At 46.5% G+C, this 11,761-nt stretch carries 13 protein-coding genes; 2 read left to right on the forward strand and 11 right to left on the reverse strand.

What is annotated here, in order from left to right; translation table 11 throughout:
* Positions 1 to 253: 253 nt before the first annotated feature.
* Positions 254 to 685, forward strand: a complete 432-nt coding sequence (gene nsrR, locus ACVC9U_RS14080) for a nitric oxide-sensing transcriptional repressor NsrR (protein ID WP_059230655.1) — start codon at positions 254 to 256, stop codon at positions 683 to 685.
* 30 nt (positions 686 to 715) lie between these two features.
* On the opposite strand, the gene ACVC9U_RS14085 is transcribed toward nsrR, so the two are convergent.
* Positions 716 to 1,042: a YqzG/YhdC family protein gene (locus ACVC9U_RS14085; RefSeq protein ID WP_370510588.1), complete on the reverse strand. Its 327-nt coding sequence runs from the start codon at positions 1,040 to 1,042 to the stop codon at positions 716 to 718.
* A 197-nt stretch (positions 1,043 to 1,239) separates the two neighbouring features.
* Between ACVC9U_RS14085 and ACVC9U_RS14090 the strand changes: the two genes are divergently transcribed.
* The gene (locus tag ACVC9U_RS14090) at positions 1,240 to 1,488 is read left to right on the forward strand and encodes a YhdB family protein (protein ID WP_023856510.1); all 249 of its coding nucleotides are present in this window, start codon (positions 1,240 to 1,242) and stop codon (positions 1,486 to 1,488) included.
* Positions 1,489 to 1,518: 30 nt separating this feature from the next.
* Here ACVC9U_RS14090 and ACVC9U_RS14095 read toward each other — a convergent pair whose 3' ends face one another.
* The 10 genes from ACVC9U_RS14095 to ACVC9U_RS14140 all read right to left on the reverse strand — a co-directional run bounded on the left by ACVC9U_RS14095 (position 1,519) and on the right by ACVC9U_RS14140 (position 11,634).
* Positions 1,519 to 2,037 (reverse strand): NADPH-dependent FMN reductase, encoded by a 519-nt coding sequence (locus ACVC9U_RS14095; RefSeq protein WP_075755460.1) that lies wholly within the window; start codon positions 2,035 to 2,037, stop codon positions 1,519 to 1,521.
* A gap of 4 nt (positions 2,038 to 2,041) precedes the next feature.
* Complete coding sequence (locus tag ACVC9U_RS14100; protein ID WP_441391183.1) at positions 2,042 to 2,692, reverse strand: response regulator transcription factor; 651 nt, start codon at positions 2,690 to 2,692, stop codon at positions 2,042 to 2,044.
* Positions 2,680 to 3,828, reverse strand: a complete 1,149-nt coding sequence (locus ACVC9U_RS14105; RefSeq protein WP_081379960.1) for a GAF domain-containing sensor histidine kinase — start codon at positions 3,826 to 3,828, stop codon at positions 2,680 to 2,682. The genes ACVC9U_RS14100 and ACVC9U_RS14105 overlap by 13 nt, the downstream gene beginning before the upstream one ends.
* Before the next feature lie 118 nt (positions 3,829 to 3,946).
* Positions 3,947 to 4,144 carry a helix-turn-helix transcriptional regulator gene (locus ACVC9U_RS14110; RefSeq protein ID WP_025811818.1) on the reverse strand — a complete coding sequence of 66 codons (198 nt, stop codon included), beginning with the start codon at positions 4,142 to 4,144 and terminating at the stop codon, positions 3,947 to 3,949.
* 21 nt (positions 4,145 to 4,165) lie between these two features.
* The gene (locus tag ACVC9U_RS14115) at positions 4,166 to 4,624 is read right to left on the reverse strand and encodes a DUF6773 family protein (protein ID WP_025811820.1); all 459 of its coding nucleotides are present in this window, start codon (positions 4,622 to 4,624) and stop codon (positions 4,166 to 4,168) included.
* A 130-nt stretch (positions 4,625 to 4,754) separates the two neighbouring features.
* Positions 4,755 to 6,500 (reverse strand): phospho-sugar mutase, encoded by a 1,746-nt coding sequence (locus ACVC9U_RS14120; protein ID WP_075755454.1) that lies wholly within the window; start codon positions 6,498 to 6,500, stop codon positions 4,755 to 4,757.
* A 184-nt stretch (positions 6,501 to 6,684) separates the two neighbouring features.
* Entirely contained in the window at positions 6,685 to 8,352 is a 1,668-nt protein-coding gene (gene glpD, locus ACVC9U_RS14125) for a glycerol-3-phosphate dehydrogenase (RefSeq protein ID WP_023856505.1), read from the reverse strand.
* Positions 8,353 to 8,498: 146 nt separating this feature from the next.
* A complete protein-coding gene (glpK, locus tag ACVC9U_RS14130; RefSeq protein WP_075755452.1) occupies positions 8,499 to 9,989 on the reverse strand; it encodes a glycerol kinase GlpK in 1,491 nt (496 codons plus the stop codon).
* Positions 9,990 to 10,032: 43 nt separating this feature from the next.
* Positions 10,033 to 10,848 carry an MIP/aquaporin family protein gene (locus ACVC9U_RS14135; RefSeq protein WP_075755450.1) on the reverse strand — a complete coding sequence of 272 codons (816 nt, stop codon included), beginning with the start codon at positions 10,846 to 10,848 and terminating at the stop codon, positions 10,033 to 10,035.
* A gap of 228 nt (positions 10,849 to 11,076) precedes the next feature.
* A complete protein-coding gene (locus ACVC9U_RS14140) occupies positions 11,077 to 11,634 on the reverse strand; it encodes a glycerol-3-phosphate responsive antiterminator (protein WP_075755448.1) in 558 nt (185 codons plus the stop codon).
* Between the last annotated feature and the right edge of the window lie 127 nt (positions 11,635 to 11,761).

The raw sequence follows: 11,761 nt of genomic DNA on the forward strand, positions 1-11,761 counted from the left end.
CTTTCTCCTCTCCAGTCACTTTAAAAATGTATTTGAAATACATCTTTAAAGGTGCAATAAGATCTTTTTTAAATGGGACTGTTACTTTTGATTAAAGATGTATTTTAGATACATCTTTATACTAGACTTTTAATGGAATTAAAGCAATATTTTCAAGGAATGTTTTATATTTTTGTAACAATTTCCGCTCCACCCTCATAACCGAAGGCAAATGTGATAAGATAATGGAAACTTGTTTGATTGAGGTCATGCGATGAAATTAACAAATTATACGGATTACTCATTGAGGGTACTGATTTTTCTAGCAACCAAAAACTCAAACGAGCTTGTCAATATTAAAGACATCGCCGATTCTTATTCCATTTCAAAAAACCACCTTATGAAGGTGATTTACGAGCTTGGCAAGCTTGGCTACGTTGAAACGATTCGGGGCCGCAACGGCGGGATTCGTCTCGGAAAAGCGCCTGAACTGATTAATATCGGTGAAGTCATAAGACATACAGAAGATGATTTTAACCTTGTCGAGTGTTTTAACGGAGAAAAAAACCATTGTATACTTTCTCCGATCTGCGGATTAAAGCATGTTTTAAACAAAGCCCTTTCCGCCTATTTGGACGTATTGGATCAATACACTCTGCAGGATATTATCGTTAATCAGGACCATATACGTAAATTATTGAGTTAACGAAGGAAGCGGCTTCCTTCGTTTTTTTTGCTATAAGGTAAAAATATTCACATTGATGATCGCATTGGTCACCGGGTGAAAATACACCTCGGCGTGCGCCGAAAATGATTTGCCTTTCTGATTGACGGTTACCCTGAAGACATCCTTTGTCTCGTCATCATTGACTTGAGTGCGCCCTAAATATTCATAATCCTCGAACTTTGCGCCTTCGTATTTTTCTTCAAGCGCACTCCAGGCGATTCTCTCCCACCGTTCAGGCGTATCGGAAACACCTGCTTGAAAGTGGCTTTTCGCCGGGAATGATAAAAGCGTTAGTATGCAAAAAAAGTACGTGCAATATCGTTTTTTCATTTCCATTCGCTCCGCATGTATTGTACATACGTTAGCTTGACCGGAAACGGCGAATGTCATGCAGACATTTTTCGCGGTCTAGCGTATACCATCCTCATATTTCTAGGCCGCCAAACAAGGGAGACCAAGTTTTGCCCGGAGAAAAAAACATCCCGCCACATAAAATAATCATGACTCCTCAGAAAGAAGGGAGAGTGGCGAAATTGAATTACGCTGATTATGACAAAGCTTTGTACTATACGCACCGCTCGCAGTGGGACAATCTGCTGATCCTGATGGTGCGGACAGAAGACGATTTATTATCAAAGCGGATCGAACATTTTTTGCACGCCTACAATTTTGAAAGAGATGACGCCATTGTCGAAAAAAGGCTTTATGATCTGCTGCAGTACATTGATCACGCCTCATTTTCGGGACAAGAACATGAAAACGGCGTGCTTGTTTTTACGTAAAATAAAATAAGCCTGGCGCTCTAATCGGCGTCAGGCTTTTTGAAATTCGGCAAAGAGCAGAAGCTCTTCCATTACATTTTTGATATTGGCTTTTGCTGCTTCAGTAACCGTTTGGTGTTCCTCATCAATATGAATCGGATCGAGCACAAGCTGCTTTGTGATGACGTTCGCATAAACTCCGCGCGCGACAATGCGCATATTGGCGAGCGCGTTCATCCCGCCTTTTCCGCCTCCTGCACAAGCAAAAAGCGCAACCGGTTTGCCCGAGAACTGTTCATTGCTTAAAAAATCGAGCGCATTTTTCAAAGCGCCGCTCATACCGCTGTGGTATTCGGGAGATAATAAAACGACAGCGTCTGCTTCTTTGACAGAAGTTTTCAGTTTTTGAACATTCTCCAGCGAGCTCTGCTCTTCATCCCCGTTGAAAATCGGTAGGATGAACTCGCTTAAATCGATAAGCTCCGCCTGATACGTGCGGGCGATATAGGAAGCGGCAATCCGCGTTCTGCCCTGTTTTCTAGCGGTTCCGCTGACTACGGTTATTTTCATTTGATCATCTCCCATCATTTTGTTGTAGTCCGTGTTTAACTGCAAAGAGCGCGGCTTGCGTGCGATCGGATAAGCCAAGCTTTGACAGCAGATTGGATACATGAGTTTTCACTGTTTTTTCGCTGATAAATAAAGATGCGGCAATTTCCTTGTTGCTTTTCCCTTTTGTAATTTCCAATAAAACATCTTTTTCTCTATTTGTAAATTGATGTATTTTTTCTTTCTCATCAGCCTGTGACACATGGTGAAAGACGTGGGACATGATGCTTGGATCCAAGGAATATCTCCCTCCATAAACAGCGCGTATCGTCTCGACAAGTTCATCAGGCTCGGCGTCTTTGAGCTGATAGGCAGAGGCTCCCGCCTGGATGGCGGGAATCACATAGCTTTCATCCGCATAGCTTGTCAGCGCTATGATTTTGACTGACGGATATTCCTTTTTTATTCGCTTTGTCGCCTCAATTCCGTCCATTTCAGGCATTGATAAATCCATTAATACGATGTCTGCCTCACGTCTTCGCAAGACATCGAGCGCCTCAATTCCTGTTGAAGCCTCTCCGACAACGTCAAAATCGCTTTTTGTTTTGAAAAAAAACAAGAGGCCTTTTCTGACAATATGATGATCATCGGCAATGATGATTTTCACCTTTTCCATCCTGCCTCCCCCTTCTCCTTCAAAGGCAAAACCGCCCGGATTTTCGTCCCCTTACCGATTGCGGAGTTGATCAAAAACGTGCCGCCCGCTTTTTTCGTCCGCTCCTTCATTCCTTTCAGCCCAAGCGTCGGAAGCCCCGCGTCAGGATCGTACTGAAACCCTTTGCCGTCATCTTCGATTTCCAAGACGGCAGAGGACTGGAATACATCGATTTTCACTTGTATGCGGCTTGCACCGGCATGCTTTTTGCAATTGTTGAGAGCTTCCTGGCTCAGCCGCCACATCAATTCCTCAGCAGGAGGCGGCAGCCGGAGCACACCGCTGAGCTTGAAGATCACCTGAAGGCCGAGCACTTCCGCATATTTTTCAAGAGCAGCCGCCAACCCTTCTTCAAGGCCCTGGGGCCTGAGCTGCCAAATTAACGCCCGCATCTCAAGCAGCGCTTCATGAGAAAGATGTTGCATAAACTCGAGCATTTCCCTGACCTCAGGCTGGTCTGTCATTTCACCCGCCGCTTTAGCGGTCAAGCTAAGCGAAAAAAGCATTTGATTGACGGAATCATGCAAGTCCTGAGCCAATCTGTTTCTTTCGGTCAGCAGCATGTGTTTTTGCTGTTGTTCAGCAAGCCGCATCCGTTTGATCGCCATTCCGATTTGCAGAGCTACAGCTTCGAGAAGCGCCAGTTCTCCGCGGCTGAAATGAATTTTGCCCGGAGCCGCAACGTTCAGTAAACCGAACCGTTTCTTCTGGTCGCTGAGTGGGACAGTTGCATGATGTGTGATGCCTTCCGGATCTCCGGTCTTCTGTCTCATGGCCGTCGTAATTCGCCGGCAGTGAATGATATTTTTCGCCCTGTCCAGCTTTCCGTCCCTATATTGTTCAAGACAGTAGCAGCTTCCTTCGCATAATAAACGGTTGTGCCGGTAAGAAAGCGCCTGAGGCAGGCAGACCGAAGCGGCCAGTTCAAAGCGCCCCTTTTCATCGATCAGAAAAAGCCACGCCGTTTTGAGTCCTGTTAAGCGGAGCAGCTTTTTTAAAACAGCATGAAGCGTTTCTTTTAGATGGTTCCCTTCGTTTAAAGCTTCCGCTATTTCTTTGAGCGTTTTCAATTTTTCAAACTGCGTGTCTTCCCGCAAAAGATTCATCCCCTTAACCCGGAGTTTCTTTTATTATATCGATATTTGCTAAAAAAAAGGCCACCTCATGAGATGAACTTTTCTAAGACTTTTGACCGAGAAGGGACAAAGCGAATCGTTAAGCTTCTTCCTCCCAAAACAAATCGTCAAGCGTTTTGTCCAGCGCCTTTGCGATCGCGATGCATAGGTGCAATGTCGGATTGTATTTATTTTTTTCGATCAGCCCGATCGTCTGTCTTGTCACATTGACCCGCTCGGCAAGCTGGGCTTGTGTCAAAGACTTTTCGACCCGGGCGAGTTTGACCCGGTTAACCATATGCTCACCCGCCGTTTTCAATTAATCATCTAATAGATCTTGATTTTTCCGAAAGGATTTGCGCAACGAGATAAAGTTGATCAGAAAATGAAAAAATACAAACAACATCACCATCATAATAAAGTCAAACCAACTGCCGGGGTGTTTTGGTATGCCGGTAAAAATAAGCACTAAAATGGCAAATATGATGCCGGAAGCGAGGCTGAGAGCCGTGATCTCTTTTCTTTTTTTCCTGTACGCCGCTTGACCTGCAATCTCCGGATATTCAAACCCCGACAAAAGATAGCGGAACAATATCCAGCCTGCATAGACTGCAAAACCGATGGCACTGACGATGTATTCGGATGCCGGTCTCCCTAAAATGAGGCCCCGGATGATCATATCCAAAAATAAGATAGCAGCGACAATCGTACCGGCTTCGCTAAAAAATTGCGTCATTTTCTTTTCTACGTATTCATCCCCGGTTTTGATCCATTTCATGTCAGCCATTTTCCCCTTTCATATGCAATTTATATCTAACTTATTGTTAAATATATATTACATTATTTATGGCCGCTTATCAATAAAAATTGAAAACCCGCCATGTAGCAAGGCGGGTTTTCAGCGATTATCAATTTGAAGTCGCTTTTACAATATCATCGATTTTTTTCATCACTTCATCTGTCAATTGATGGAGAAGCGCTTCACTGTCTTCATTGGTTCGGCCTTTGACCGCGAAATAAAATTTCACTTTGGGCTCTGTTCCTGATGGACGGAGGCAGAACCATGAGCCGTCTTCAAGGAAATATTTCAAAACATTGGATGTCGGAAGATCGATCGTTTCTGTTTTGTTTTCCTTCAGCAGCGTCCGCTTCCCTGTCAAATAGTCTTCTGCGGATACAACGTCTTTTCCAGCGATGGAAAGAGGCGGCTGTTCTCTGAATGTGCTGAGGATGGCCGCGATTTGCTCCGCTCCCTCTTTTCCTTTTAAGGTCAGGGACTTCAAGCCTTCTCTATAGAAGCCGAACGTTTGATACAATTCGAGGAGCCCATCATACAGCGATTTTCCCTGCTTTTTATAGAAGGCGCATACCTCAACCGCAAGCAGTGCGGCCTGGACGGCATCCTTGTCTCTTGCGAAATCGCCGATCAAGTAACCGTAGCTCTCCTCATAACCGAATTGGAAAGCATATTCGCCCGATGCTTCAAATTGTTTGATTTTTTCTCCGATGAATTTAAAGCCGGTCAGCGTGTCGATCGTGTCAAGTCCGAAAGAAGCGGCAATGTCGCGCCCCATTTCGCTCGTCACAATCGTTTTTAGAACGACTCCGTTATCAGGCAGCGTGCCTTTCTGCTGTTTTTGCGATAGCAGATAATGCAAAAGCAGCGCGCCGGTTTGATTTCCTGTCAGCACCGCGTAACGGCCTTCTTGATCCTTTACAGCGACGCCGAGGCGGTCCGCGTCGGGATCGGTTCCGATCAGAATATCGGCTCCTTTTTCTTCTCCGAGCCTGATCGCATATTCAAAAGCGGCGTGCTCTTCCGGATTAGGAGAAGACACGGTCGAAAAGTCAGGATCAGGCAGTTCCTGTTCCGGAACGACTGTGACATGTTCATACCCGAGAGCTTTCAAGCCGCGTCTCACGGATTTGTTTGCCGTGCCGTGCAGCGGGGTGAAAATGACTTTGACTTCAGTTTCCTTTGCCAGATCAGGGTTGACAGAAATCGATGTCAGTTTATCGAGATACGCTTGATCGATTTCCTCGCCGATTATTTTGATCAAGCCTTTTTCGGTTAATGCAGCTTCATCACCGGCTTCAATCTCAAGTTCGTTTTCAATCGCATTGACATAGCCGATGAGTTTGTCGGCATCAGCAGGCGGAAGCTGCGCGCCGTCCTCTCCGTAGACTTTATAGCCGTTGTATTCAGGCGGGTTATGGCTCGCCGTGATAACAATACCTGCAAACGCATTCAGTTCTCTTACCGCAAAGGAAAGTTCAGGTGTCGGGCGCAGTTCGTCAAACACGTACGTTTGAACGCCGTTTTCCGCGAGCGTTTTAGCAGCTTCCATTGCAAATTCAGGCGATTTGTGGCGGGAATCGTACGCAATCACAACGCCGCGCTTTTTTGCTTCTTCGCCGTTCGCTCCTATGTATGCGGCAAGGCCCGCCGATGCTTTGCGAACCGTATAAACGTTCATGCGGTTCGGACCGGGTCCGATCTCTCCGCGCATGCCGGCTGTACCAAACTCAAGTTTTTTATAAAAGCAATCCTCTAATTCTTTTTCATTTCCTTCAGCTTCCAGAAGAAGCGATTTTAATTCGGAATCTAAGTTTTCTTTGTTTTTCCAGCGTTCATAGCTCGTTCTCCAGCTCATGATTACCTCCAATATTCCAGCTAAGTAATTGCAGCTTTTCTTTTATCATATCGACAAACAGCCGCTTTGTCCAAATTTAGCATGCCGAACGACAAAAATGAGGCTGCCTGATCAAGACAGCCTCACGTTAGGCCATTCGGTTGATTTTTAACGAAATTTCATCAAGGTCATTTAACCCGATCAATCATCTGCTTTCCAGCGGGACAACAGCGTCGTGAAGAAGTCCTTCCAAGACCTGGACATGCCGGGCCTTCGTTTCGCCATCCCAGTTCAGCTTCTCGCTCATGTAGTCCGTAAGGCTGTCTTTGTAAGTGCGGACCCAATTGATGTCAAAGAACAGCGCACCCGTTCTGCGCACGAAGAAGTCTGCCGGGACGGCAGCCATTTCTTCCTCGATCCCGTAATCCATTTCTGCCAGTACATGGACAGGAATGCGGCGTTCTGCTGCTTCATCTTTTAGAGATGGAACACGATCAAACAGGCGGTCTGCGTTCGAACCGTATCGTGCGGCGATCTGTCTGGCCGTCTCTTCGGACAGTCCAGCCTTGATCCCTTCGGCTGCTTTCGCTCGAATAAAATCCTCGAGATTTTTGGAGCCGCCGATATGGCCGCCTGAGATCGGCATCGTTTTTGTTCTGCAAGGACCGAAGTCTCTGCCGCCCTCTTCTTTTAATCGGTCTCTGACAAGATCAACGATATGCTCAGCCATTTTTCTGTAGCCGGTCAGCTTTCCGCCGGCAATTGTGATCAGTCCGGATTCAGAAGTCCAGATCTCATCTTTCCGGGAAATCTCGGACGGGTCTTTTCCTTCTTCATGAATCAGCGGTCTGAGCCCAGCCCAGCTTGATTCGACATCTTCGGCCTTGATTCCCAGTTCAGGGAACATATAGTTGATGGCATTAATGACATAATCCCTGTCTGCAGTCGTCATTCGAGGGTGTTCCAGATCCTCGTTGTAGACGGTGTCCGTTGTGCCGACATATGCCTTTCCGTCTCTCGGAATCGCGAACACCATACGGCCGTCGGGCGTGTCAAAATAAACGGCTTGTTTTAAAGGAAAGACCGATTGATCAAAAACAAGATGCACGCCTTTTGTATGCTGAAGGTGTTTGCCTTCTTTTGAATGGTCTTTTTCCCGCAGACGGTCAACCCACGGACCTGCGGCATTGACGATTTTTTTCGCGTGGACGCGGTATGTTTTTTTCGTGAAGACGTCTTCAATGACCACGCCGGTGACCTTGCCGTTTTCATAAATAAAATCGCTTACTTTCGCATAATTGACAGCCTCGGCTCCGAATTTAACCGCTTCTTTCATGACTTCGATCGTCAGCCTGGCGTCATCCGTCCGGTATTCGACATAATAGCCGCCGCCTTTCAGGCCGTTCTTTTTCACGAGCGGCTCTTTTTGAAGAGTTTCTTCGGCATTCAGCATGCTCCTCCGCTCAGCTTTTTTGACGCCTGCTAAAAAGTCGTACACTCTCAGTCCGATTGACGTGCTGAATTTGCCGAAAGTGCCTCCCTTATGCATCGGAAGCAGCATCCATTCGGGCGTTGTCACATGCGGCCCGTTTTCATAGACGATCGCCCGCTCTTTGCCGACCTCAGCTACCATTTTCACTTCAAATTGCTTTAAATAGCGAAGTCCGCCGTGGACGAGTTTCGTGGAGCGGCTTGACGTTCCGGCCGCAAAGTCCTGCATTTCGCAAAGCGCCGTTTTCATTCCGCGCGAAGCGGCGTCCAATGCCGTCCCTGCACCTGTAATACCTCCGCCGATAATAAACACGTCATACTTCTGCTTCGTCATATTCTGTAAAATATCGTCCCGTTTACGGCTTGAAAATAATGATTCCATGTTCATGTCCTCCCTTGTTGTCACGGTAAAAAAATAGAAAAAGAGACCACAAACATCCAAAGCGCTGATACTGCTTTGGTGCCTGCGGTCTCTCCTCTTCTCCAACCGTTTCTATTAACTTAATTAGATTGTAACATACATGCGGCTTATTTAAAAGCCCTAGCTGCATTTACAGCTTTCTTCCACCCGCTGTACAGACTCTCGCGCTCTTTTTCTTCCATTTTCGGTTCAAAACGTTTGTCAAGCTGCCACTGGTCTTTGATCTCGGAACGATCACTCCAGAAGCCGACAGCAAGACCCGCTAAATAGGCTGAACCGAGCGCGGTTGTTTCGTTGATTTCAGGACGTTCTACAGGGACATCCAAAATGTCGCCCTGAAAATCCATCAGGAAGTTGTTTTTGACAGCTCCGCCGTCGACTCTCAGCGTTTTCACCGAGATCCCGGAGTCTTCCATCATTGCGTCAAGCACGTCTTTCGTTTGATAGGCAAGCGCTTCAAGCGTTGCTCTAACAAAATGCTCTTTCGTCGTACCCCGGGTCAGTCCGAATACAGCGCCGCGGACATCGCTGTCCCAATAAGGCGTGCCTAAACCTACAAATGCAGGAACCACATAAACACCATCGGCAGATTCTGCTCTTACAGCGTATTTTTCACTTTCCTTGGCGTCTTTAAACATTCTCAGCCCATCTCGCAGCCATTGAATAGCGGAACCTGCGACGAAGACGCTGCCTTCCAGCGCATATTCCACCTTTCCATCGATGCCCCAGGCGATTGTCGTCAGCAGGCCGTGCTCTGATTTGATCGCTTTCTCGCCGGTGTTCATCAGCATAAAGCAGCCTGTTCCATACGTGTTCTTAACCATTCCCTCTTCAAAGCAAGCCTGCCCGAACAATGCTGCCTGCTGGTCGCCGGCTGCACCTGCAATCGGAATGTTTTTGCCGAAGAAATGATAATCGACCGTTTCAGCGTATACATGCGATGAAGGCTTGACTTCTGGAAGCATCGATTTCGGCACGCCGAGAATATCGAGAAGTTCATCATCCCATTTGAGGTCATAGATGTTGAACATCAGTGTTCTTGAGGCATTTGAATAATCTGTCACATGCGCTTTTCCGCCGGACATTTTCCAGATCAGCCAAGAATCGATCGTACCGAAGAGAAGGTCGCCGTTTTCAGCTTTCTCCCTTGCCCCTTCCACATGATCCAAAATCCATTTCACCTTCGTGCCTGAGAAATAAGGATCGATTAAAAGGCCTGTTTTTTCTCTGATTGTCTCTTCATAGCCTTGTTCTCTCAATTCCTGACATATTTCCGCCGATTGGCGGGACTGCCACACAATCGCATTGTAGACCGGTTTGCCGGTATGTTTATCCCAAACAACGGTTGTTTCCCGCTGGTTTGTGATCCCGATTCCGGCAATTTGTCCGGCTTCGATCCCCGATTCTGAAAGCGCAGAAGCGATCACCGACAGAACGGAGCCCCAGATTTCATTTGCATTATGTTCAACCCAGCCGGGGTTTGGAAAATATTGCTGAAATTCTTTTTGCGCAATATGGACGATTTCGCCTGCTTTGTTGAAAACAATCGCCCTTGTGCTTGTGGTGCCTTGATCAAGAGACAAAATGTATTTTTCCATTTTTTGAAACTCCCCCTTATATGTCTGTTTAGATTGCGTTTTTTTAAATGTTGACCGATTGATCAACCGATTGTTTTTTCATATGAATATAGAAACCTAACAATATCACAACTAGTATAACGCTTACAATCCAAAATGTGTTGGTGATGTGCCCTTTGAATGCGGCATTGTAAAAAACGCCTGCAAATGAACCGCCGAGCGCCGGTCCTAAAACAGGAATCCACGCGTACTTCCAATTTGAACTTCCTTTGCCTGCAATCGGAAGGACAAAGTGGGCGATTCTCGGCCCCAAATCGCGGGCAGGGTTAATCGCATAGCCTGTTGTTCCGCCGAGCGAGATCCCGATCGCCACGATCAGAAATCCGACAACAAGCGGATTCAGTCCGTCAGTAAACTTGTTTGCACCGATCGTTAAAAGTCCGAGAACGAGAACAAAAGTCCCCAATGTTTCACTGAACAGGTTTGCAAATGTATTTGGAATCGCCGGACCTGTCGAAAATACTCCCAGCTTCGCGCCTTGATCTTCGGTTTCTTTCCAGTGCGGCAAGTAGTGAATAAAAACGAGCACCGCCCCTAAAAATGCGCCGATCATCTGCCCCAAAATATAGGAAGGCACTTCTTCCCAAGGAAAATCTCCGACAAATGCCAGCCCCAATGTCACGGCGGGATTTAAATGCGCTCCGCTGATGCCGCCGACGGCATATACCGCCATGGCCACGCCGAGCCCCCAGCCGAAGACGATCACAATCCATCCGGATTGATGGGACAGCGATTTTTTCAAATTAACTCCTGCACAAACTCCAGCTCCAAAGACGATGAGCAGCATCGTTCCGATAACTTCCCCCCAAAATGCTGTCAAGGCTATCCCTCCTAAAATCTATTATGAAGTGTTATTTTAAAGATGAACACCATGGGCTCACCTTTTCCACTGTGTCTATAAGACCATAAAAAAACACAGCAAACTTTCTTTACATCATACTGAGTAAAGAACTGCTGTGGTCTCCGAGTCTCCGTCACAATGTATTAACTTAGTAAGATCGTATCGTATAGTGAAAGCGTTGTCAATAATTTTTCACATTTTAAATTTTTACTTCCAGTATTTTTTCCATAGATCAGTGTCTGAGGTGGTGACTGCGGATGCCCCTGCTGCAAGCGCCTGCTCGACGTCTATTTCAGTACGGATAAACCCGCCCGCAAAGATCGGAATGCCGGTTATTTCTTTGACTTCCTTGATCAGTTCCGGCACCACTCCGGGAAGCACTTCTATATAGTCGGGTCTGTGCTTTTTCACCAGTTCAATACTCTTCTTCATGGCGCTTGTGTCTATTAAAAACATGCGCTGGATCGCATACACTTTCTTCTGCTTTGCTTTTGCGATAACGCTTGATCTTGTAGAAAGAATGCCCGCCGGTTTCATTTCCTGGCAAATGAATTCCGCACCGTATTCATCATGCTTAATTCCTTGGATCAGATCGACGTGCACAAACATTTTTTTCCCATGGGATCTGGCCGCACTGATGACGCCTCCCAGCTGTCCAAGGTGGATGTCAAGCAGGACCCCGTATGAAAATGGGCTGTCCAAGAATGTATCAAACTGCTTCATATTACGTACCGCAGGCAAAATTTTTTGATCGTGAAAACTCATGTTCCATCTCCTTCACTTGCTATCTTGCTTCTGTATTACACTAATGGAATTTCCGCCTCATTGCAATCCTTTATAAACAGAAGCCTCTCACGGTCCCCGGGCAAATCATTTTACATTTACCTTCATT

The organism is Bacillus sp. GM2, assembly GCF_056155945.1.

Excerpts from the sequence above, each read along its gene's own strand:
- ACVC9U_RS14140 (WP_075755448.1), bottom strand. The coding sequence starts at position 11,634 with ATGAGTTTTCACGATCAAAAAATTTTGCCTGCGGTACGTAATATGAAG.
- ACVC9U_RS14120 (WP_075755454.1), bottom strand. The coding sequence starts at position 6,500 with ATGAGCTGGAGAACGAGCTATGAACGCTGGAAAAACAAAGAAAACTTA.
- ACVC9U_RS14095 (WP_075755460.1), bottom strand. The coding sequence starts at position 2,037 with ATGAAAATAACCGTAGTCAGCGGAACCGCTAGAAAACAGGGCAGAACG.
- glpK (WP_075755452.1), bottom strand. The coding sequence starts at position 9,989 with ATGGAAAAATACATTTTGTCTCTTGATCAAGGCACCACAAGCACAAGG.
- ACVC9U_RS14110 (WP_025811818.1), bottom strand. The coding sequence starts at position 4,144 with ATGGTTAACCGGGTCAAACTCGCCCGGGTCGAAAAGTCTTTGACACAA.
- ACVC9U_RS14100 (WP_441391183.1), bottom strand. The coding sequence starts at position 2,692 with ATGGAAAAGGTGAAAATCATCATTGCCGATGATCATCATATTGTCAGA.
- ACVC9U_RS14115 (WP_025811820.1), bottom strand. The coding sequence starts at position 4,624 with ATGAAATGGATCAAAACCGGGGATGAATACGTAGAAAAGAAAATGACG.
- ACVC9U_RS14085 (WP_370510588.1), bottom strand. The coding sequence starts at position 1,042 with ATGGAAATGAAAAAACGATATTGCACGTACTTTTTTTGCATACTAACG.
- glpD (WP_023856505.1), bottom strand. The coding sequence starts at position 8,352 with ATGGAATCATTATTTTCAAGCCGTAAACGGGACGATATTTTACAGAAT.
- nsrR (WP_059230655.1), top strand. The coding sequence starts at position 254 with ATGAAATTAACAAATTATACGGATTACTCATTGAGGGTACTGATTTTT.